Annotated in this window: 21 protein-coding genes, 1 other RNA gene and 1 pseudogene; 12 read left to right on the top strand and 11 right to left on the bottom strand. The window is 64.6% G+C overall.

The features are described 5' to 3' along the window. Nucleotides 1-2: 2 nt before the first annotated feature. Nucleotides 3-557, bottom strand: a complete 555-nt coding sequence (locus tag LRS53_RS08925) for a UPF0149 family protein (protein WP_231355660.1) — start codon at nt 555-557, stop codon at nt 3-5. Between the two features lie 98 nt (nt 558-655). On the opposite strand from LRS53_RS08925, the gene LRS53_RS08920 reads away from it, so the two are divergent. The 4 genes from LRS53_RS08920 to LRS53_RS08905 all read left to right on the top strand — a co-directional run bounded on the left by LRS53_RS08920 (nt 656) and on the right by LRS53_RS08905 (nt 2,073). Next, complete coding sequence (locus LRS53_RS08920) at nt 656-886, top strand: TIGR02449 family protein (RefSeq protein ID WP_017639428.1); 231 nt, start codon at nt 656-658, stop codon at nt 884-886. Next, entirely contained in the window at nt 883-1,191 is a 309-nt protein-coding gene (locus LRS53_RS08915) for a cell division protein ZapA (protein ID WP_017639427.1), read from the top strand. Before LRS53_RS08920 ends, LRS53_RS08915 begins: the two co-directional genes overlap by 4 nt. Nucleotides 1,192-1,250: 59 nt before the next feature. Next, nucleotides 1,251-1,428, top strand: a non-coding RNA gene (ssrS, locus tag LRS53_RS08910) — 6S RNA. 9 nt (nt 1,429-1,437) lie between these two features. Then, nucleotides 1,438-2,073, top strand: a complete 636-nt coding sequence (locus tag LRS53_RS08905; RefSeq protein ID WP_068384686.1) for a 5-formyltetrahydrofolate cyclo-ligase — start codon at nt 1,438-1,440, stop codon at nt 2,071-2,073. Here LRS53_RS08905 and LRS53_RS08900 read toward each other — a convergent pair. Beyond that, nucleotides 2,040-2,207: a hypothetical protein gene (locus LRS53_RS08900; RefSeq protein WP_017639425.1), complete on the bottom strand. Its 168-nt coding sequence runs from the start codon at nt 2,205-2,207 to the stop codon at nt 2,040-2,042. The genes LRS53_RS08905 and LRS53_RS08900 overlap by 34 nt on opposite strands. Nucleotides 2,208-2,389: 182 nt before the next feature. Between LRS53_RS08900 and LRS53_RS08895 the strand changes: the two genes are divergently transcribed. After that, nucleotides 2,390-2,845 (top strand): EVE domain-containing protein, encoded by a 456-nt coding sequence (locus LRS53_RS08895; RefSeq protein WP_231355659.1) that lies wholly within the window; start codon nt 2,390-2,392, stop codon nt 2,843-2,845. Between the two features lie 6 nt (nt 2,846-2,851). Here the strand turns inward: LRS53_RS08895 and LRS53_RS08890 are convergent, their stop codons facing one another. After that, nucleotides 2,852-3,259: a flagellar basal body-associated protein FliL gene (locus LRS53_RS08890; protein WP_017639423.1), complete on the bottom strand. Its 408-nt coding sequence runs from the start codon at nt 3,257-3,259 to the stop codon at nt 2,852-2,854. Nucleotides 3,260-3,304: 45 nt separating this feature from the next. Next, nucleotides 3,305-4,330, bottom strand: a complete 1,026-nt coding sequence (locus LRS53_RS08885; protein ID WP_017639422.1) for a DUF5924 family protein — start codon at nt 4,328-4,330, stop codon at nt 3,305-3,307. 190 nt (nt 4,331-4,520) lie between these two features. Here LRS53_RS08885 and glpT point away from each other — a divergent pair. Then, nucleotides 4,521-5,851: pseudogene (glpT, locus tag LRS53_RS08880) on the top strand (glycerol-3-phosphate transporter). An 86-nt stretch (nt 5,852-5,937) separates the two neighbouring features. Here glpT and LRS53_RS08875 read toward each other — a convergent pair. The 5 genes from LRS53_RS08875 to LRS53_RS08855 all read right to left on the bottom strand — a co-directional run bounded on the left by LRS53_RS08875 (nt 5,938) and on the right by LRS53_RS08855 (nt 11,208). Next, nucleotides 5,938-6,906: a CDP-6-deoxy-delta-3,4-glucoseen reductase gene (locus tag LRS53_RS08875; protein ID WP_231355658.1), complete on the bottom strand. Its 969-nt coding sequence runs from the start codon at nt 6,904-6,906 to the stop codon at nt 5,938-5,940. 11 nt (nt 6,907-6,917) lie between these two features. Beyond that, nucleotides 6,918-8,384 carry a 4-hydroxy-3-polyprenylbenzoate decarboxylase gene (gene ubiD, locus LRS53_RS08870; protein WP_017639419.1) on the bottom strand — a complete coding sequence of 489 codons (1,467 nt, stop codon included), beginning with the start codon at nt 8,382-8,384 and terminating at the stop codon, nt 6,918-6,920. 118 nt (nt 8,385-8,502) lie between these two features. Beyond that, nucleotides 8,503-9,765: a transcription termination factor Rho gene (rho, locus tag LRS53_RS08865; RefSeq protein ID WP_017639418.1), complete on the bottom strand. Its 1,263-nt coding sequence runs from the start codon at nt 9,763-9,765 to the stop codon at nt 8,503-8,505. A 227-nt stretch (nt 9,766-9,992) separates the two neighbouring features. Continuing rightward, entirely contained in the window at nt 9,993-10,319 is a 327-nt protein-coding gene (gene trxA, locus LRS53_RS08860; RefSeq protein WP_017639417.1) for a thioredoxin TrxA, read from the bottom strand. Nucleotides 10,320-10,512: 193 nt separating this feature from the next. Then, nucleotides 10,513-11,208, bottom strand: a complete 696-nt coding sequence (locus LRS53_RS08855) for a FadR/GntR family transcriptional regulator (protein WP_017639416.1) — start codon at nt 11,206-11,208, stop codon at nt 10,513-10,515. 266 nt (nt 11,209-11,474) lie between these two features. Between LRS53_RS08855 and LRS53_RS08850 the strand changes: the two genes are divergently transcribed. From LRS53_RS08850 to ppx, 5 genes are all read left to right on the top strand, one after another. Next, nucleotides 11,475-12,257, top strand: coding sequence for a transporter substrate-binding domain-containing protein (locus LRS53_RS08850; protein WP_017639415.1), 783 nt, complete (start codon nt 11,475-11,477; stop codon nt 12,255-12,257). A 3-nt stretch (nt 12,258-12,260) separates the two neighbouring features. After that, the gene (locus LRS53_RS08845; RefSeq protein ID WP_160922037.1) at nt 12,261-12,926 is read left to right on the top strand and encodes an amino acid ABC transporter permease; all 666 of its coding nucleotides are present in this window, start codon (nt 12,261-12,263) and stop codon (nt 12,924-12,926) included. After that, nucleotides 12,923-13,573: an amino acid ABC transporter permease gene (locus tag LRS53_RS08840; protein ID WP_173148739.1), complete on the top strand. Its 651-nt coding sequence runs from the start codon at nt 12,923-12,925 to the stop codon at nt 13,571-13,573. The genes LRS53_RS08845 and LRS53_RS08840 overlap by 4 nt, the downstream gene beginning before the upstream one ends. Continuing rightward, complete coding sequence (locus LRS53_RS08835) at nt 13,560-14,291, top strand: amino acid ABC transporter ATP-binding protein (protein ID WP_231355657.1); 732 nt, start codon at nt 13,560-13,562, stop codon at nt 14,289-14,291. Before LRS53_RS08840 ends, LRS53_RS08835 begins: the two co-directional genes overlap by 14 nt. A 111-nt stretch (nt 14,292-14,402) precedes the next feature. Further along, the gene (gene ppx, locus LRS53_RS08830) at nt 14,403-15,902 is read left to right on the top strand and encodes an exopolyphosphatase (protein ID WP_026083659.1); all 1,500 of its coding nucleotides are present in this window, start codon (nt 14,403-14,405) and stop codon (nt 15,900-15,902) included. An 879-nt stretch (nt 15,903-16,781) separates the two neighbouring features. Here the strand turns inward: ppx and ppk1 are convergent. Then, complete coding sequence (gene ppk1 / locus LRS53_RS08825; protein WP_068384676.1) at nt 16,782-19,001, bottom strand: polyphosphate kinase 1; 2,220 nt, start codon at nt 18,999-19,001, stop codon at nt 16,782-16,784. A 9-nt stretch (nt 19,002-19,010) separates the two neighbouring features. Then, on the bottom strand, nt 19,011-20,033 hold the full coding sequence (gene hemB, locus LRS53_RS08820; RefSeq protein WP_231355656.1) for a porphobilinogen synthase: 1,023 nt from the start codon (nt 20,031-20,033) through the stop codon (nt 19,011-19,013). Nucleotides 20,034-20,296: 263 nt separating this feature from the next. Between hemB and LRS53_RS08815 the strand changes: the two genes are divergently transcribed. Next, nucleotides 20,297-20,851 carry a DedA family protein gene (locus tag LRS53_RS08815; RefSeq protein WP_017639408.1) on the top strand — a complete coding sequence of 185 codons (555 nt, stop codon included), beginning with the start codon at nt 20,297-20,299 and terminating at the stop codon, nt 20,849-20,851. The last annotated feature ends 33 nt before the right edge of the window (nt 20,852-20,884 follow it).

Raw genomic sequence — 20,884 nt, 5'->3', positions numbered from 1 at the left:
GCTCAGTGCACCACGGGCGCAGGTTCGGGGAGGGGGCCGCGGCCGTACTCGCCATAGAGCAGCAGCGGGGCCACGCGCAGGTATTCGGTGACTTCCATGAAGTCGTTCTCACCCTCTTCGCCTTCCTCGGCGGGCTCCTGAATCTGGGCGATGGCTGCCAGATCTTCGAGCACCTCGCGCGCCTCGCCGGAGACTTCGCCCGTGCGCCCGGACAGGCCGAAGCCGGCCAGAAAGCCCTGGCACCACTCGCCCAGGGCGGCGGTGCGCTCGACCAGGGGGAATTCGTCCGGTGGCAGCATCAGCACCAGGGCCACCTGCTGGCCGGCGAATTCCTGCTGCACCATGCCCAGGAGCCCCGAGAGCGCCGCCTGCAGACGTTCGCCCGGCGCGCCACCGAGCAGCTCGCTGGCCGCGGCCAGCCAGTCGTTCTCGTCGAAGCCCGCGCCGCCACAGACCCGACCGAGCAGGTGACCGTGGAGTTCGGCGGGCGAGACCGGCAGAGCGGCCTCGGCAAGCAGGGTGGAGAAGGCGGCGTAGGCGGATGCTGAGCTGGACATGGCGTCGAGGTGAGGCGCTGGCTAGAATGAAGCCTTATCCTACGCGCTGACCCCGCCGGCGGCCAATCTCGTTGCACCCTTCTGGAGCTGTAGCCCTCATGAGCGAGTCTCGCGACACGCCCCTCGACGCCGATCTGGAAGCCCTCGGTGACCGTGTGGAGCGCCTGCTCCTGCGGCTTGAGGAATTGCAGCGGCAGAATCGACAACTGCGCCAGGGCGAGCGCAACTGGCGCCAGGAGCGCGCCGAGTTGATCGAAAAGAACGAATTGGCCAGATCGAAGGTCGAAGCGATGATTTTACGCCTGAAAGCTTTGGAGCAGGACTCATGAGCATCGAGACCGTGACCGTCCAGATAATGGAAAAGGAATATCGCATCAGCTGCCCGGCTGACGAGCGCGCCAACCTGGAGAGCACCGCTCGCTACCTGGACGGCAAGATGCGCGAGATCCGCGCCAGCGGCAAGGTCATCGGCGCCGACCGCGTGGCCGTGATGGCCGCCCTCAACATCACCCACGAACTGCTGCACCGCCAGGACGACGTCAGCCTGGAAGTCAGCAGCACCCGCGAGCGGGTCCGCGACCTGCTGGATCGCGTCGACCGGGCGCTTATCACCGAACACGACACCACTGCCTGACCGCCGACCCGGGGATCGGCGGGGGTTTGCATCTTGGCTCAGGGGCGTATACTGGAGGTCACTCTCTGGTGTGTGCGCCAGTCGGTCATGTCCCCGAGCCGATAAGCAACACCCCGGGGGTTGCTCGTAAGACTGGTGTGCATGTCCGCTACGGCGGAAAGCCTAAAGGTCTACGACTTCTCCCACCTTGAACCAAGGGTTCAAGGGCTACACCGGCAGCGGCATTCCGGAGAGCTCATTTCTTCCATGACCACCCCGCCTTCTACCGATCTCAGCAGGCCCGCGCTGCGCAAGCTTCTCCGCCAGCGACGTCGCGCCCTCACTCCCGTACAGCAACGCCAGGCCGCCCGCGAACTGTATCGCCAGCTTGCCCAACATCCGCTGTTTCGTCGCGCCCGCCATATCGCCTTCTACCTGCCCAGCGATGGCGAGATCGATCCGCGTCCATTGCTCGAAGAAGCCCAGCGCCGCGGCAAGGCCACCTATCTGCCGGTACTCTCCCGCTGGCCACGCACCGCCATGATCTTTCAGCGCGTCGGCCGCGGTGAATCCTGGGTGCGCAATCGCTTCGGCATCGCCGAGCCACGCCCGGATCGGCGCCTGGGTCGGCCGACCTGGGCTCTCGGGCTGATCCTGATGCCGCTGGTGGGCTTTGATCCCCAGGGCGGACGCCTGGGCATGGGCAAGGGCTTCTATGACCGCAACCTGGCCTATCTGGCACGCCGGCGGCAATGGCGCAGCCCGCAGCTGATCGGCTGTGCCCATGAATGTCAGAAGGTGGAGCGACTGGCACTGGCGGCCTGGGACGTGCCCATGGCGGCCGTGGTGAGCGATGGCGGCTGGTACGGTCAGCGTACCGGAGAGACTTCCCGCGCCGGCTGAGCGTCGCTGGTGTAGCGAGCGTATTGCTGCTGGTTCTGGCGCTGCTCCCAGAAGCTCTGGGTATACCCGGTGGTGACCACGCCCAGGGTAAAGATCAGGACCAGCACCCACAACAGATCAGGTTTGCGTTTCATCGAACTGGGCCACCCCCTTGCTGGCACCTTTGGGCAGGACAGGACGTCGCCCTGTTATGCTCAGCGCGTACGATCAGACTACATCCGGAATGCGCGGCATTCTGCGACAAGCGGTCGCCCCTTGCAATCGACCAGACCCTTTCCTGGAAGCTCCCGAGCCTCCATTCGTCAGGAGACGAACCGTGGCCTGCTGGCTGTTGAAATCCGAGCCCGATGAGTTCTCACTGGACGACTTGCAACGCCTGGGCCAGGCGCGTTGGGACGGCGTGCGCAATTACCAGGCACGCAACTTCCTGCGCGCCATGAAACCCGACGAGCTGTTCTTCTTTCATCATTCGAGTTGCGCCGAACCGGGCATCGCCGGCATCGGCCGGATCGTAGGCGAAGCCTTCGCCGACCCCACTGCCCTCGACCCAGAAAGCCCCTACCACGCGCCCAAGGCCAGCGCCGCAGACAATCCCTGGACGGCGCGCCAGGTGGCCTTCGTCGAGGCTTTTCCGCGAGTGCTGAGCCTACCGCGCCTGCGCCAGTTGCCGGCACTCGCCGACTTCGCCCTGCTGCGCAAGGGCAATCGTCTGTCGGTGATGCCGGTCAGCGCCGAGGAGTGGGCGGCGATCGTCGCCGCGGCCCGCGCCTGACCGCGCTCAGGGCTGGATGATCAGGTTGTTGAACAGCAGGTCTTCCACCAGGGGCTTGCCTTCCTCCTGGGTGAGCACGTTCTGCACCTGCTTGAGCGCCTCCTGGCGCAGTTTTTCGCGGGCTTCCACGCCGGCCAGGGTCTCGTCGGTCTGCTGGGCGAAGAGCATCACCAGCTGATTGCGGATCAGCGGCTCGTGGAACTCGACCTTATCCTTGGCTTCCTTGCCGGTCATCATCAGGGCGATGTCGGCCTTGTAGTACTTGAGCTTGGGCCCGCTGCCATAGTTGCCGACCAGGGCCGGGGTCAGGTTGTAGAATTCGGTCTTGGGGGCCTCCCCCTCCTTTTTCTCTTCGTTCGCCCAGGCAGTGAAGGCCAGGCAGAAGGACAACAAAACGGCGGCGACGGCTTTCACGGCGAATCCTCTAGAGATGGATGGCTGCAGCATAGCCAGCGGAATTCAAGGGGTCACCTCGAACCTGAGGGTTCCGATCACCTGGCCGACGTCCGTAACCACTTGCACCTGCCAACGGCCGGTCACGTCGCCGGGAAAGTTCTGTTTGTGGGTCCAGGCGCGATAACCGGCCTCGCGACCGCCGCTGATATCCAGGGGAATCCGATCCACCTCCCGACCGGCATGACGCCAGACATGGTAGATACGCTCGTTCAGGCCACGCGGTGCGTTGATGGCGGTGAAGGCATAGAGCCCCTGGGCGCGCAGCTGGGCGCTGCTCAGGCTCTTCACCGCATCGCCGGGCTGGCGCTTGAGGCTGTCGAAGTTGGTGCTCATGCCCATGTCGGTCAGCCACAGGGTGGCCGGCGGCACCCAGGCGCGCCCCAGCCAGCCAAAGGCGCCAATGGCCAGGCACAGGCCCAGCAGCCCCAGCCAGCGCCAGCCCAGGCGCACCCGGAAGGCCACCGCCAGACTGGGAAAGGACAGCAGCACGGCGACGCCCAGGGCCAGTTCGTAGCTCTGGGTAGTGGTCAGGTGCAGGATGATCGGTAGCGCCGTGAGCAGTACCGCGAACAGCGTCAGGGTGTGATAGCTGAGAAATACCCAGCGCCGCGGCGCCAGGGTCTTGTAGTAGAGCGGATCGATGATGGACACCAGGGCGGCCGCGCCGAGCAGTCCGGTGAACAGCGCCTGGCCGCTGTTCCAGGCCGTGGTGATGGCAAAAAACGGCAGGCAGAAGAACAGACTTTCCTGGTGGATCAACTGGGTGGCGTAGCGTAGCAGCGGTGGTGGCAATTCCCAGCCGAAACGGCGGCTGACCCAGCCCCGCAGCACGTTTTCCAGCATCAGCCAGACCCAACTCGCCAGCATGATCACCGCCATCACCGGGGCGAAACCCTTCTGCCGGTCCACCAGCAGGAAGCTGCAGATCCCCGAGATGAAGCCGGCCAGGGCGATCAATCGCGGATAGCGCTCGAACAGGGTGGTGATCAGGGTCAGGGCGCGGGAGGACAGGACTTTCCAGGCAGGCATGATGACTCGTGAAAACGGCAGCAAAGACGCGCCACCCTAGGCGCGCAACCCGTACAGATCAAGGGGGAATCCGGGCACCCACTGCCGCAGGGCGGAAAAGCCTATGCAGGCTGTAATATCATTGTAATATTCGAAAACGAACCTGGAATGTTCGCTTTCGATTAATACCTATAACAATACCGAGGCTCCCATGCTTGGAATCTTCGCCCCTGCGGCCCATCGCCCGCCGATCGCATCGATCCCGTCTACCGCCGTCTTCGCTGGCAGATCTTCGCCGGGATCTTTATCGGCTACGCGGGCTACTACCTGTTGCGCAAGAACTTCTCGCTGGCCATGCCCTATCTGGTCGAGCAAGGCTACAGCCGCGGGGAACTGGGCGTGGCGCTCTCCGCGGTGGCCATCGCCTACGGCCTGTCCAAGTTCCTCATGGGCCTGGTCTCGGACCGCTCCAACCCGCGCTATTTCCTGCCCTTCGGGCTGGTGATGTCGGCGCTGGTGATGCTGCTGTTCGGATTCGCGCCCTGGGCGACCTCCAGTGTCAGCATCATGTTCGTCCTGCTGTTCCTCAACGGCTGGTTCCAGGGCATGGGCTGGCCGCCCAGCGGTCGCACCATGGTGCACTGGTGGTCACAGAAGGAGCGTGGCGGCGTGGTCTCGGTATGGAACGTCGCCCACAACGTCGGCGGCGGCCTGATCGGCCCGCTGTTCCTGCTCGGTTTGGCCTGGTTCAACGACTGGCACGCGGCCTTCTATGTCCCGGCGGTCGTGGCCCTGGCGGTCGCGGTGTTCGCCTTCATCGCCATGCGCGATACCCCGCAATCCTGCGGCCTGCCGTCGGTGGAACACTGGAAACAGGATTTCCCCGAAGGCTACAGCGAAGGTCATGAACGCGAATTCTCCACCAAGGAGATCTTCGTCGAATACGTACTGAAGAATCGCCTACTCTGGTACATCGCCTTCGCCAACGTCTTCGTCTACCTGCTGCGCTATGGCGTGCTGGACTGGGCCCCCACCTACCTCAAGGAGGCCAAGCACTTCTCGGTGGACAAGACCTCCTGGGCCTACTTCTTCTACGAATGGGCCGGCATCCCCGGCACCCTGCTCTGCGGCTGGCTCTCGGACAAACTGTTCCGCGGTAACCGCGGCGCCACCGGGGTGGTGTTCATGCTCGGCGTGCTGGTCGCCACCCTGGTCTACTGGCTCAACCCGGAAGGCAATCCCGGCATCGACCTGGCGGCCCTGGTATCCATCGGCTTCCTGATCTACGGCCCGGTGATGCTGATCGGCCTGCAGGCGCTGGAACTAGTGCCCAAGAAGGCCGCCGGCACCGCCGCGGGCTTCACCGGCCTGTTCGGCTATCTGGGCGGTTCGGTGGCGGCCAACGCCCTGGTGGGCTACACCGTGGACCACTTCGGCTGGGATGGTGGCTTCATGCTGCTGGTCGGCTCCTGCGTCCTGGCCATCGTCTTCCTGGCGATGACTCTGAGACACACCGGCATGGTGGCCAAGTCGGCGCGATAGCGCTGGACGCCATTGAAAAATCGCGGCCATGGGCCGCTCCTACAGGTAGAGCTTACCCGTAGGAGCGGCCCATGGCCGCGATAGGCTCACCCCCGCGGCGCGTAGGCGAAGACGTCGGCGCGCATCTGGTGCGCGTCCATGCCGGCGTCCACCAGGGCATCCAGGGTGGCATAGACCATCGCCGGCGAGCCGCTGGCATAGACGTGCAGGCCGCCCAGGTCAGCGAAATCCGCGCGCACCACCTCATGCAACAGACCGCAGCGCCCTTCCCAGCCACAGGCCTCGCTCACCACCCGGTTCAGGGTGAGATTGGGCAGTTCCGCCCAGGCGTCCCAGGCCTCGATGGCATAGAAGTCGTCCGGCGTGCGCACGCCCCAGTAGAGGTGCACCGGATGGGCGAAGCCCCGGGTACGGGCGTCTTCGATCAGGCTGTGCATCTGCGCCATGCCGGTCCCGGCGGCGATCAGTACCAGGGGGCCTTCAGGCAATTCGGCCAGATGGGCGTCGCCATAGGGCAACTCGACCTGGGCCATGCCCCTGCTTTCCAGTTGCGCCAGCAGCGCCTGGCTGCTGGCCTCGCGGGCCAGCACGTGCAATTCCAGCTCACGCCCCTGGTGGGGCGCCGAGGCCAGGGAAAAGGCCGATTGCTTGCCGTCATCGCGCTGGATCAACAGGTACTGACCGGCGTGATAGCGCGGCGCCCGGCCGGCCGGCGCGCGCAGGCGCACCCGGCGGACATCGCCCCCCACGTCATCCAGGGCAACCACCTGACAGGCCAGCTGACGCACCGGCAACTCACCGGGCGCCAGGACGCCATCCCACTGCAGCAAGCAATCGCCGAGCGGTACCGCCACGCAGACATAGACCTCGCCGTGATCGACGGTCTTTCCGTGCTGGGTGACCTGCCCCTCCACCAGCAGCGCGGCGCAGAGCTGGCAGTTGCCGTTGCGGCAGCTGTGCGGTCCGCTGTAGCCGAGACGCTGCGCGGCGGCCAGGATGGCTTCGCCGGGCTGGGTTTCCAATACCGCACCCGAGGGCTGCAGGGTGACCTTCATCGTCGTCTCCGTTAATCGATCCCGAGACTGGACCACATCTCGTCCACCCGTTTGACCACCGCTTCGTCCTTGACGATCGCCCGCCCCCACTCACGCGTGGTTTCGCCCGGCCACTTGTGGGTGGCATCCAGGCCCATCTTCGAGCCCAGGCCGGAGATCGGCGAGGCGAAGTCCAGGTAGTCGATGGGGGTGTTGTCGATCATCACGGTGTCGCGCTTGGGATCCATGCGCGTGGTGACCGCCCAGATGACATCGTTCCAGTCGCGGGCATTGATGTCGTCGTCGGTGACGATCACGAACTTGGTGTACATGAACTGCCGCAAGAACGACCAGACGCCCAGCATCACCCGCTTGGCATGGCCGGGGTACTGCTTCTTGATGGTCACCACCGCCATGCGGTAGGAGCAGCCTTCCGGCGGCAGGTAGAAGTCGACGATTTCCGGAAACTGCTTTTGCAGGATGGGCACGAAGACTTCGTTGAGCGCCACGCCGAGGATGGCCGGCTCGTCCGGCGGTCGCCCGGTGTAGGTGCTGTGATAGATGGGGTCGCGCCGGCGGGTGATGCGTTCCACGGTGAACACCGGGAAGGTATCGACCTCGTTGTAGTAGCCGGTATGGTCACCATAGGGGCCTTCCGGCGCCGTCTCACCCGGATGGATGACCCCTTCCAGCACGATTTCGGCGCTGGCCGGCACCTGCAGGTCGTTGCCCACGCACTTGATCAGCTCGCTGCGACTGCCGCGCAGCAGGCCGGCGAAGGCGTATTCGGACAGGGTATCGGGCACCGGCGTGACCGCACCGAGGATGGTGGCCGGATCCGCGCCCAGGGCCACGGCCACCGGGTAGGGCTGGCCGGGATGCTTCTGGCACCACTCGCGGAAATCCAGGGCGCCGCCGCGGTGGCTCAGCCAGCGCATGATCAACTTGTTGCGGCCGATGACCTGCTGACGATAGATGCCAAGGTTCTGGCGTTCCTTGTTGGGTCCGCGGGTGACGGTCAGGCCCCAGGTGATCAGCGGCGCCACGTCGCCCGGCCAGCAGTGCTGGATCGGCAGCTTGCCCAGATCGACCGCCTCGCCTTCTTCGATCACTTCCTGGCAAGGCGCATCCTTGAGGACCTTGGGCGCCATGCTGATGACCTTCTTGTAGATCGGCAGCTTCGACCAGGCGTCCTTCAGGCCCTTGGGCGGCTCGGGCTCCTTGAGAAAGGCCAGCAGCTTGCCGATCTCGCGCAGGGCGCCGACGTCTTCGGCGCCCATGCCCAGGGCCACGCGCTGGGGCGTACCGAACAGGTTGCCCAGCACGGGCATGGAGAAGCCCACGGGATTCTCGAACAGCAGCGCCGGGCCCTGCTTGCGCAGGGTCCGGTCGCAGATTTCGGTCATCTCGAGGATCGGCGAGACCGGGGCGGTCACGCGCTTCAGTTCACCACGCTGCTCCAGGCTGCGGATGAAGTCACGCAGATCTCGGTATTGCATGCGGCCTCTTGGCACTGGGGAAAGTCTGGCAGTCTACCGCCTGAGTCGCGCATCGAGAAAGCATTGGCCCAGAAACGCCAAAGGCCGGGATTTCCCGGCCTTTGCTTGCGACTGCGCCTTACTTGCTGCGCTTCATCGAATCGAAGAACTCGTTGTTGGTCTTGGTCTGACGCAACTTGTCGAGGAGGAATTCGATCCCGGCGATCTCGTCCATCGGATGCAGGATCTTGCGCAGAATCCACATGCGCGACAGCTCTTCCTCGTCGGTGAGCAGCTCTTCGCGGCGGGTGCCGGACTTGTTGATGTTGATGGCCGGGAAGACGCGCTTCTCGGCGATCCGACGCTCCAGGGGCAGTTCCATGTTGCCGGTGCCCTTGAATTCCTCGTAGATCACCTCGTCCATCTTCGAGCCGGTTTCCACCAGCGCGGTAGCGATGATGGTCAGGCTGCCGCCTTCCTCGATGTTACGGGCGGCGCCGAAGAAGCGCTTGGGCTTCTCCAGGGCGTGGGCGTCGACACCACCGGTGAGCACCTTGCCGGAGCTGGGGATCACGGTGTTGAAGGCCCGCGCCAGACGGGTGATGGAATCCAGCAGGATGACCACGTCCTTCTTGTGCTCGACCAGGCGCTTGGCCTTCTCGATCACCATGTCGGCGACCTGCACGTGGCGGGTCGGCGGCTCGTCGAAGGTGGAGGCCACCACTTCACCGCGCACGGTGCGCTGCATCTCGGTCACTTCCTCGGGACGCTCGTCGATGAGCAGCACGATGAGGTAGCACTCGGGATTGTTGCGGGTGATGTTGGCCGCGATGTTCTGCAGCATGATGGTCTTGCCGGCCTTGGGCGGCGCGACGATCAGACCGCGCTGACCCTTGCCGATGGGGGCGCAGAGGTCGATGACCCGACCGGTGAGGTCTTCGGTGGAGCCGTTGCCGGCTTCCATGGTCAGGCGCTTGTTGGGGAACAGGGGCGTGAGGTTCTCGAACAGCACCTTGTTCTTGGCGTTTTCCGGCCGGTCGAAGTTGATGGTGTCGACCTTGAGCAACGCGAAGTAGCGCTCGCCCTCTTTCGGCGGACGAATCTTGCCGATGATGGTATCGCCGGTGCGCAGGTTGAAGCGGCGGATCTGGCTGGGAGAGACATAGATGTCGTCGGGACCGGCCAGGTAGGAGGAGTCGGCGCTACGCAGGAAGCCGAAGCCGTCCTGCAGGATCTCCAGCACGCCATCTCCGGAAATCTCGTCGCCACCTTTCGCATGCTTCTTGAGCAGCGCGAAGATGATGTCCTGCTTGCGGGACCGGGCCATGTTTTCCAAGCCCGCGGCATCCGCCATTTCCAACAGTTCCGTGATGGGCTTTTGCTTGAGTTCGGTCAGATTCATAGACGTATGTTGACGTGAGAAGAGGCGAAGGAGGGAATCGAGCTGAGCGGTCGGATGCGAGATTAGCTTCGCGGGATGCGTTCTGAAGAGGAGAACTGACGGCTGCAGCAGATGAGAAGACGACCCGCTGATGGGGTCGTGGGCTGGAATCTAGCACCTGCATGGGTGCTCGTCCAGCCGTCCAGGCATAAAAAAGCCCCGCATGGCGGGGCTTTCGACTGGATTCCTCAGACGTTGGCGTCGAGGAAGGCGGCCAGTTGCGACTTGGACAGGGCACCGACCTTGGTGGCCTCGACCGCGCCGTTCTTGAACAGCATCAGGGTCGGGATGCCACGCACGCCGTACTTGGGCGGGGTGTCCTGGTTTTCATCGATGTTCAGTTTGCAGACCTTGAGCTTGCCCTGGTAATCCTTGGCGATCTCGTCCAGGACCGGGGCGATCATCTTGCACGGACCGCACCATTCGGCCCAGTAGTCGACCAGCACGGGGCTGTCGGACTTCAGCACGTCCTGCTCGAAGCTGGCGTCGCTGACGTTGGTGATGTATTCGCTCATTGACTCTCTCCGAATTCGGGTGCGACTTGAAGTATGGCCATGATAGCCCTGCTGCCGTCACTTCGAAAGCATTCGAACATTGATGGTGACTATGACGGGCATTGATGGCAGAGGCAGCTCACGATCCGGCGAGCCGGCGATAGGGTCTTTTTAGCACCGTTTGACCACCGCGCCGCCGATCATGGACAGCTGGTTAGACAGCGGGCACCGGGAAAGGGGTTCCACTGCGCAGCGCCGCATTGCGGATATGTTCGCGCATGGCCTTTTGCGCCGCTGCCGGCGAGCGGCGACTCAGGGCCCGAAGGATACGCCGGTGTTCCTGCCAGGTTTCCAGTGCCCGCTCGGGCCGGACGAAGGGCAGCTTCTGACTTTCGTGAAAGCGCTCGGGGCTGGTGGTGATCACTGCCAGCATGGCCGGATTGTCCGCGGCCAGCAGCAGCTGGCGATGGAAATCGAAGTCCAGCGCGGCCGCTTCTTCCAGCTCATTGGCCCGCAGCGCCCGGTGCAGGGCGGCGAGATTGACCTCCAGGCGATCCAGGTCGGCGGGGCCCAGGGTAACGGCGGCCAGACCGGCCGCGAAGCCTTCGAGGGCAAAGCGCAGCTGGAAGACATGGGCGGCGGCGACCTCGCCAGCGAAGGGCCAGTGTCCGTCCGCCGTGCTCGCCGTCTCCTGGACATAGACCCCACGTCCAGGCTGCACGCTGACCAGGCCCAGGGCACTGAGGGTGGACAGCGCCTCGCGCAGGGAGGCGCGACTCACTCCCAGCCGCTCGGCCAGCTCACGCTGCGCCGGGAGCGCCGCGCCGGGGGCATAGCCTTCGGTCTCGATCAGCCGGCGAATGGCGTCGACGGCATATTGGGGTACGGCGCGGGTGGCAGCGAAGGGCATGGGGTGGTCAGGCCAGTCAGTCCGGAAGTTCGCCTTTTATGCCGATTTTCCCACCAGTTCAAGCCTGGCCCCATGGCGGAGCACGACACGGCAAGCGCGCACCAAAGCGGCCCACACCAAAAGCAGAGGTCTGCTTAGCCGCCGTTCAACTGTTCAGACCAGTAAGACCAATCCTCAGGTCTGACGGCCCTCGCTTCCGTCTGGCCAGGGACTGGCACATGAAATGCACTAAGCACAGCCACCCATCCTGCTTCCGGAGTCTCGTCATGCTCAAGCGCTGGACCGCCCTCTCCCTGCTCGCCCTGGGCCTGACCGCCCTGCACACCCCCGTCCAGGCCGACCAGCTGGCCGATATCCAGCAGCGCGGCACGGTGCGCATCGCCGTGCCCCAGGACTTTCCGCCCTTCGGCACCGTGGGCCCCGACCTCAAGCCCCGCGGCCTGGACATCGACACCGCCCAGTTGGTCGCCGACAAGCTGGGCGTCAAGCTGGCGCTGACCCCCGTCACCAGCACCAACCGCATCCCCTTCCTGACCACCGGCAAGGTGGACATGGTCATCTCCAGCCTGGGCAAGAATCCCGAGCGCGAACAGGTCATCGACTTCACCAAGCCGTATGCGCCCTTCTTTCTCGGCGTCTTCGGCGCCAAGGGCAGCGGCCTGAGCACGCCCGAGGAGTTGGCCGGCAAGACCATCGCCGTGACCCGCGGCGGCATCGAGGACATGGAGCTGAGCAAGGTGGCGCCCAAGGAGGCGGTGATCAAGAGATTCGAAGACAACAACGCCACCATCGCTGCCTATCTCGCCGGCCAGACCGAATTCATCGCCAGCGGCAGCTCGGTGATGGCCTCCATTGCCGAGAAGAAGCCCGAGCGCGCGCCGGAAATGAAGCTCACCCTGAAGAATTCGCCCAACTACATCGGCCTGGCCAAGCACGAACCGGCACTCAAGGCCAAGCTGGACAGCATCATCGACGCCGCTCGCGCCGACGGCAGCCTGGATCGCCAGGCCGAAAAATGGCTGGGCCAGCCGCTGCCCAAGGACATGTAAGGCATGGCCTATCAGTTCGACTTCCAGCCGGTCCTGCAGCAGGGTGACCTGCTGCTCAAGGGCGCCCTCTTCACCCTGGAGCTGACCGCCATCGGCGCGGTGCTGGGCATCGCCCTGGGCATCCTGGGCGCGGTCTGCCGCGCCTGGCAGCTCAAGCCCTTCGACCGGGTGTTCGGCGTCTATGTCGAGCTGATCCGCAACACGCCCTTTCTGATCCAGCTGTTCTTCATCTTTTTCGGCCTACCCTCGCTGGGGGTGCATATCAGCGAATGGCAGGCGGCGGTACTGGCCATGGTGATCAACCTGGGCGCCTATTCCACGGAGATCATCCGTGCCGGCATCCAGGCGGTACCCAAGGGCCAGCTGGAAGCCGCCGCGGCCCTGGCCATGACCCGCGCCGAGACCTTTCGCCACGTGATCCTCAGGCCCGCCCTGGCCAAGGTCTGGCCGGCGCTGTCGAGCCAGGTGGTGATCGTGATGCTGGGTTCGGCGGTCTGCTCGCAGATCTCCACCGAGGAGCTGACCTTTGCCGCCAACTTCATCCAGTCGCGCAACTTCCGCGCCTTCGAAACCTATCTGCTGACCACCCTGCTCTATCTGGTCATGGCCATCGGCGTACGCCAGCTGCTGCACTGGATCGGTCGGCGCTTCATCCAGGGAGGCCGCTGATGGACTTCACCCTCTGGGACATCGTCCGCAACCTGGGCACCGGGCTGTACTGGACCTTTGTCCTCTCGCTGGCGGCCTTTGCCGGCGGCGGTCTGGCCGGCCTGCTGGTGCTCTGGGCACGACTGTCGCCGCTGCGGACGCCACGCACGCTGGCGCGCCTGCACATCGAGCTGTTCCAGGGCACGCCACTATTGATGCAGCTGTTCCTGGTGTTCTTCGGCGTCTCGCTGCTGGGGCTGGAGATTCCCGCCTGGCTGGCCGCCGGCGTGGCCCTGACCCTGTTCACCAGCGCCTACCTCGCCGAGATCTGGCGCGGCTGCGTCGAGGCCATTCCCCATGGCCAGTGGGAAGCCTCGGAAAGCCTGGCCTTGACCCGCTTCGAGCAGTTGCGCCACGTCATCCTGCCGCAGGCCCTGCGCATCGCCGTGGCGCCCACCGTGGGCTTCTCGGTACAGGTGGTCAAGGGCACCGCGGTGACCTCCATCATCGGCTTCACCGAGCTGACCAAGATCGGCGGCATGCTCGCCAATGCCACCTACCAGCCCTTCACCGTCTACGGCCTCGCCGCCCTGGGCTACTTCCTCCTCTGCTACCCCCTGTCGCTGGCCGCGCGCTGGCTGGAAAGGAGACTGCATGCCGCTGCTTAGAGTGACCGCCCTGCACAAACACTATGGCAATCACCATGTGCTCAAGGGCATCGACCTGACCGTCGAGGAAGGCCAGGTGGTGGCCATCATCGGCAAGAGCGGCTCGGGCAAGAGCACCCTGCTGCGCACCCTGAACGGTCTGGAGTCGATCAACGACGGCGTCATCGAGGTGGATGGCGAGTACCTGGACGCCACGCGGGTCAATCTGCGTTCCCTGCGGCAAAAGGTCGGCATGGTGTTCCAGCAGTTCAACCTCTTCCCGCATCTCACGGTGGGCGAGAACGTGATGCTGGCGCCCCAGGTGGTCAAGAAGACGAGCAAGGACGAGGCCCGCGCCCTGGCCCGACAGATGCTCGACCGGGTCGGCCTGGCGGAAAAATTCGACAGCTATCCGGATCGGCTGTCCGGCGGCCAGCAGCAGCGGGTGGCCATCGCCCGCGCCCTGGCCATGTCGCCCAAGGTGCTGCTGTGCGACGAGATCACCTCGGCACTAGACCCTGAGCTGGTCAACGAGGTGCTGGCGGTGGTCAAGCAACTGGCCAGCGAAGGCATGACCTTGATCATGGTCACCCACGAGATGAGATTCGCCCGCGAGGTGGGCGACAAGCTGGTGTTCATGCATCAGGGCAAGGTGCATGAAAGCGGCCATCCCCAGGCGTTGTTCGCCCAGCCGCAGACCCCGGAACTGGCCCAATTCATCGGTCAAGTGGCCTCCTGAGCCGAAAAACCCCATTTTTTCTGCCACTTTGCGCAACCGTCACCGCTGTGCGCTTGAAGCCGTCACCGGCTAGCTGGCACGATGGCGCGGTTTATCGCCGAGAGCCTCCAGATGCAGCCTTCGCCAGCCGAACCCCACGAACTGATCGCCGCCATCGATTTGGGCTCGAACAGCTTTCATATCGTCCGGGCACGCAATTTCCACGGGGAGATCCGCATCCTTGAGCGGCTGGGCGAAAAGATCCAGCTGGCTGCCGGCCTGGACGACTCGCGCCTGCTCAGCGAAGAGGCCATCCAGCGTGGCCTGGACTGCCTGCGCCGCTTCGCCCAGCTGATCGCCGGCATGCCGCGCGGCGCCGTGCGGGTGGTGGGCACCAACGCCTTGCGCGAGGCACGCAATCGCGCCGAATTCATCCAGCGCGCCGAAGCCGTGCTCGGCCATGCGGTCGAGGTCATCTCCGGTCGCGAAGAGGCGCGTCTCATCTATCTGGGCGTGTCCCACTCCATGCCCGATGTGCCCGGGCGTCGCCTGGTCACCGATATCGGCGGCGGCAGCACCGAATTCATCATCGGCCAGCGCTTCGAAACCCTGCAGCGCGAGAGTCTGCAGATGGGCTGCGTCAGCTTCACCAAGCGTTTCTTCGCCGACGGCAAGATCACCGCCGCCCAGTACGCCCGTGCCTATACCGCCGCGCGTCTGGAATTGATGAACATCGACCAGGGTCTGCGCGAGATGGGCTGGCACCAGGCCCTTGGCGCCTCCGGCACCATTCGCGCCGTGGCTCTGGCGATCCAGGCCGCCGGTCGCGGCACTGGCGAGATCACCCCGGACGGCATCGAGTGGCTCAAGCGCAAGCTGCTCAAGCAGGGCGACATCAACCTGCTCAACATCGACGGCGTGAAGCCGGATCGGCGCGCCATCCTGCCCGGCGGCCTGGCCATTCTCGAAGCCCTGTTCAAGGCCCTGGAACTGCAGGAGATGCACCTCTCCGAAGGCGCCCTGCGCGAAGGGGTCCTTTACGACATGATCGGCCGGCACAGCCACGAGGACGTGCGCGAACGCACCCTCAAGGGCCTGGCCGAGCGCTACCACGTCGATCAGCGCCACGCTGAGCGGGTGGAAAAGCGCGCCCTGAAGTCCCTGGCACAGGTCGCCGAGGCCTGGGCCCTGACCGACGAGAACCATGCCGAACTGCTGCGCTGGGCGGCGCGCCTGCATGGCGTGGGGCTGGACATCGCCCACTACCAGTACCACAAGCACGGTGCCTACCTGATCGAGCACTCGGACCTGCCCGGCTTCTCCCGCCGCGATCAACAGGCCCTGGCCCTGCTGGTACGCGGCCATCGCCGCAACATCCCCTTGGAGCGCCTGCAGGAGCTCGGCCCGGAAGGCGAGCCGCTGCTGCGCCTGACCCTGCTGCTGCGCTTCGCCATCCTCTTCCACCACATCCGCCACAAGAGCATCCCGGACGTCCAGCTCAGCGCCGGCGAGCGCAGCCTGGACGTGCAGTTCCCCGACGGCTGGCTGGAGGAAAATCCCCTGACCCAGGCCGACTTTGAACTGGAAGCTCAGTGGCTGGAGCGGGTGGGGTATCGGTTGAGCGTTCGCTGAGGGGATTTTTCGTAGGTTGGGCTGAGCGTCAGCGAAGCCCAGCGCTTTGGGCTTTGACTCAGCTTAATCCTTGGCTGATTACCAGGTTCTGCTGATGGCCCTTGTTTCGCCCACCCGGGCGACTCACTTTTTTCAAACGCGGCTGCGCGCCCCGGACAAAAGTAACCAAAAGCGCTTGCCCCACGTTTCGGCCCTACGCTGCGCTCCGGGTCCCCTCGTTCCGGCGCCGCTCCAGGGGCACGGCACGAAGGGGCTTCCTGCCCCTCGCGCCTTGCTCGGCGTCCTGCCTCGCAACCCCCGCCACGACACCGGAACTCGGCCTCACTGACGGGGACGGGGCGCCAGCCGGAGGCCACAGTGTTTACAGACAGAACTAGAGCGGATTCGTAGCGTGGAAAACCGCGCAGCGTTTTCCACAGGTGAATACCGACGTCATCAGTGGACAAGACTTGGCTGTTGTCCACGCTACTAGTCGGCTCTGGTTTTCCAACCAAAACTTTCAGGCTGGCGAAATCGCCCCGTTCAGGAGGACGGACCCTAGCGTCGTGGAGTGGGTCGAGCCTCATGGATGCGGCGAGAGGCCTAACGGGCCATGGACGGCCTGTGTAGGCCGACCCCGGAACGGCGCTGGGGTGAGTGGACCCGGCGCTTCGCGCCGGGCCGGATGACCGGGGCAAGCGTTTTTGGTTACTTTTGTCCGGGGCGCGCAGCCGCGACTGGCAAAAGTGACTCGCCCGGGTGGGCGAAACGAGAACCATCAAAACACTCGATAGACAGCCAAAGCCGCACTACTGAAGCCCCGCAACGTTGGGCTTCGCTGGCGCTCAGCCCAACCTACGGAACGGTCAGGGCCCATGGCGGCATGGGCCCGAAACTCCCTCAGCGGGTATTCACCACCGGACTGGCCAGCCGCTCCAGCAGCGTCGCCTGCACGCTACGGGCGTTCTGGTTGCCGGTCGGCGACTGCCGCACGTAGCTGCCGTCTTCCTGCAGCACCCAGGCCTGGGTGTTGTCGGTGAGGTAGCCTTCCAGCTCCTTCTTGACCCGGCTGATGAGTTTCTTGCCTTCCACCGGGAAGCAGGTCTCGACGCGCATGTCGAGGTTGCGCTCCATCCAGTCGGCGCTGGAGAGATAGAGCTTCTCGTCGCCGCCGTTGAGGAAGTAGTAGATGCGGCTGTGCTCCAGGAAGCGGCCGATGATGGAGCGCACCTGGATGTTGTGGGACACGCCCGGTACGCCCGGACGCAGGCAGCACATGCCGCGCACCACCAGGTCGATCTTCACCCCGGCCTGGCTGGCCTTGTAGAGGGCGCGGATGACCTTGGGATCGGTAAGGCCGTTGACCTTGGCCATGATCTGCGCCGGTCGCCCCTCGCTGGCCGCCACCGCTTCGCGGTTGATCATCTCCAGCAGGTTCTTCTTCAGGGTGAAGGGCGCGTGCAGCAGCTTCTTCATGCGCAGGGTCTTGCCCATGCCGATCAGCTGGTTGAACAGCTTGTGCACGTCCTCGGTGAGGGCCACGTCGGCGGTCAGCAGGCTGTAGTCGGTGTACAGCTTGGCGTTGCCGGCGTGGTAGTTGCCAGTGCCCAGGTGGGCATAGCGGCGCAGCTCGCCGTTCTCGCGGCGCAGGATCAGCATCATCTTGGCGTGGGTCTTGAAGCCCACCACGCCATAGATGACCACGGCGCCGGCCTGCTGCAGGCGGCTGGCCAGCTGCAGGTTGGATTCCTCGTCGAAACGCGCGCGCAATTCGATGACCGCGGTTACCTCCTTGCCGCTGCGCGCCGCGTCCACCAGCGCGTCGACGATCTCGGAGTTGGCGCCGCTGCGGTAGAGCGTCTGCTTGATCGCCAAGACGTTGGGGTCCTTGGCCGCCTGGCGCATCAGGTCGATCACCGGGGTAAAGGACTCGAAGGGGTGCAGCAGCAGCACATCGAGCTTGCCCAGCACGTTGAAGAGGTTGTCCTTCTTCTGCAGCAGCTTGGGAATGGTCGGGGTGAAGGGGGCGTTCTGCAGCTCCGGGTGGCTGTCCAGGCCGGTGATGGAGAACAGCCGGGTCAGGTTGACCGGGCCGTTGACCTTGTACAGCTCGTTTTCGCCCAGGCCGAATTGCTTGAGCAGGTAGTCGGTGAGGTGTTTCGGGCAGATGTCCACCACCTCGAGCCGTACCGCATCGCCATAGCGCCGAGAGAACAGCTCGCCGCGCAGGGCGCGGGCCAGGTCTTCGACATCCTCGGTGTCCACCGAGAGATCGGCGTTACGGGTCAGACGGAACTGGAAGCAGCCCTTGACCTTCATGCCGGGGAACAGATCGTCGGCATGGGCGTGGATCATCGAAGACAGGAAGACATAGTTGTCCCCGGGTCCGGCGACCTCCTCCGGCACCCGGATGATCCGCGGCAGCAGGCGCGGCGCCGGGATGATGGCCAGGCCCGAGTCGCGGCCGAAGGCGTCCATGCCCTCCAGCTCGACGATGAAGTTGAGGCTCTTGTTCACCAGCAGCGGGAAGGGGTGGGTCGGATCCAGGCCGATGGGGGTGATGATGGGCGCGATCTCGTCGCGGAAGAACTTGCGCACCCAGGCCTTGATCTTTACGTCCCAGTAGCGCCGGCGGATGAAGCGGATCTGCTGCTCGGCCAGGGCCGGCAGCAGCACGTCGTTGAGGATGGCGTACTGCCGCTCCACCTGGCCGTGGACGATGTCGCTGATGCGCGCCAGCGCCTGGTGCGGCAGCAGGCCGTCGGCGCCGGCCTGCTCACGGGCGAAGGTGATCTGCTTCTTCAGGCCCGCCACGCGGATCTCGAAGAACTCGTCCAGGTTGCTGGAAAAGATCAGCAGGTACTTGAGCCGTTCGAGCAGCGGATAGGATTCGTCGAGGGCCTGCTCCAGCACCCGGATGTTGAACTGCAGCTGCGACAACTCGCGATGGATGTAGAGGCTGCTGTCATCCACATTGGCCGCCGGCACGCTAGGCACGGCCGGCAATTCGGCGGGGGCCGGCACCTCGGCGTCCAGCGCCAGCGTCTCTTCCGTGGATTCTGGAGACTCGGCGGCGACGGACTGTTGCAGATCGGTTTCGACGAAATCCTGGCTACTCATTGAAGCTCCTTAGGAACGCGAAGGCCCCTGGCAAAGTTGTTGGGCGGCGCGCTTGGCGAAATAGGTGAGGATGCCGTTGGCCCCGGCACGCTTGAAGGCCAAGAGCGACTCGAGGATGACGGCTTCGGACAGCCAGCCGTTCTGGATCGCGGCCATGTGCATGGCGTACTCGCCGCTCACCTGGTACACGAAGGTCGGCACGCGGAATTCCTCGCGGACCCGGCGGACGATGTCCAGATAGGGCATGCCCGGCTTGACCATCACCGAGTCGGCGCCCTCGGCCAGGTCGCCGGCGATCTCGTGCAGGGCCTCGTCGCTGTTGCCCGGATCCATCTGGTAGGTGGCCTTGTTGCCCTTACCCAGATTGGCGGCCGAGCCGACGGCGTCGCGGAACGGCCCATAGTAGGCACTGGCGTACTTGGCCGAGTAGGCCATGATCTGCACGTTGTGATAACCGGCGTCTTCCAGGGCGGCACGGATGGCGCCGATGCGACCGTCCATCATGTCCGAGGGCGCGATCACCTGGGCCCCGGCGGCGGCATGGGACAACGCCTGCTTGACCAGCACCTCGACCGAGATGTCGTTGAGCACGTAGCCGCGCTCGTCGAGGATGCCGTCCTGGCCGTGGGTGGTGAAGGGATCCAGGGCCACGTCGGTGATCACCCCCAGCTCGGGGAAGTGTTCGCGCAAGGCACGGGTGGCGCGCTGGGCGATGCCGTCGGGGTTGTAGGCTTCGGCACCGTCCAGGGACTTGCGCTCGGTAGGGGTGACCGGGAACAGGGCGACCGCGGGGATTCCAAGGGCCACCAGCTCGGCGGCCTCTTCCAGCAGCAGGTCGATGGACAGCCGCTCGACGCCAGGCATCGAGGGGATCGCCTCGCGGCGGCCTTCACCGTCGAGCACGAATACCGGCAGGATCAGGTCATCCACCGTCAGCACATGCTCGCGCATCAACCGACGGGAAAATTCGTCACGGCGCTGACGACGCATGCGAGTGGCAGGATAGCTACGGTTGATGGGGGTAAAACTCACGATCGACTCCCGGACCCGGATCACGGGTCAGTGTGAGGGGTTATAGGCCACAATCATGACCGATTGGTAACAACGGATGACAATATGGTGTGCCTATAGGTGCTATCCAAGGCAGACGCCGGCTGGACCCGGCGTGACACAGAGTCGCATGGAAATCGCGGACTGACCGTCTGGCACCCGGCGGACGGAAGTTCGTCACACTTTCTTTCCAGACGCCAACCGGGGTAGGCTGCGCCATCCTTATCCACCTCGTGTAGCGCCGAATGCTCCAGCAATTCCTCCACGATTTCGGCTATTTCGCCCTTTTTCTCGGTACTTTTTTCGAGGGCGAAACCATTCTGGTGCTGGCCGGCTTTCTTGCCTTTCGCGACTACATGAACATCCAGACGGTCATCTTGGTCGCCTTCTGCGGCAGCTACGCCGGCGATCAACTCTGGTATTTCCTCGGCCGACGCCACGGGCGCAAATTGCTGGCGCGCAAACCCAAATGGGAAGCTGCTGGCGAGAAGGCCCTGGCGCATATCCGGCGCCACCCGGATCTCTGGGTGCTCAGCTTTCGCTTCGTCTATGGCCTGCGCACGGTGATGCCGGTGGCGATCGGCCTGTCGGGTTATCCCCCGGCGCGCTACCTGATCCTCAATGGCATCGGCGCCATCGTCTGGGCCACGGTGCTAGGCTATGCCGCCTACCACTTTGGTGCCGTCCTCGAAGGCGTGCTGGGCAATCTCAAGCGCTATGAACTGATGGTGCTGGGCGGTCTGGTAGTCATCGGGCTGCTGCTCTGGCTGTGGCGACGCAGCCGTACGCCCAAGACCTGATTGCCAGCCAGCTCTTTACTCGGTACGTCTATC

Origin of the sequence: Pseudomonas sp. PLB05, from assembly GCF_021106615.1 — a bacterium.
GTDB lineage: Bacteria > Pseudomonadota > Gammaproteobacteria > Pseudomonadales > Pseudomonadaceae > Chryseomonas > Chryseomonas benzopyrenica.
The sequence above is the reverse complement of the archived record's forward strand: the minus strand, read 5'-3'. Positions and strand labels throughout refer to the sequence as shown.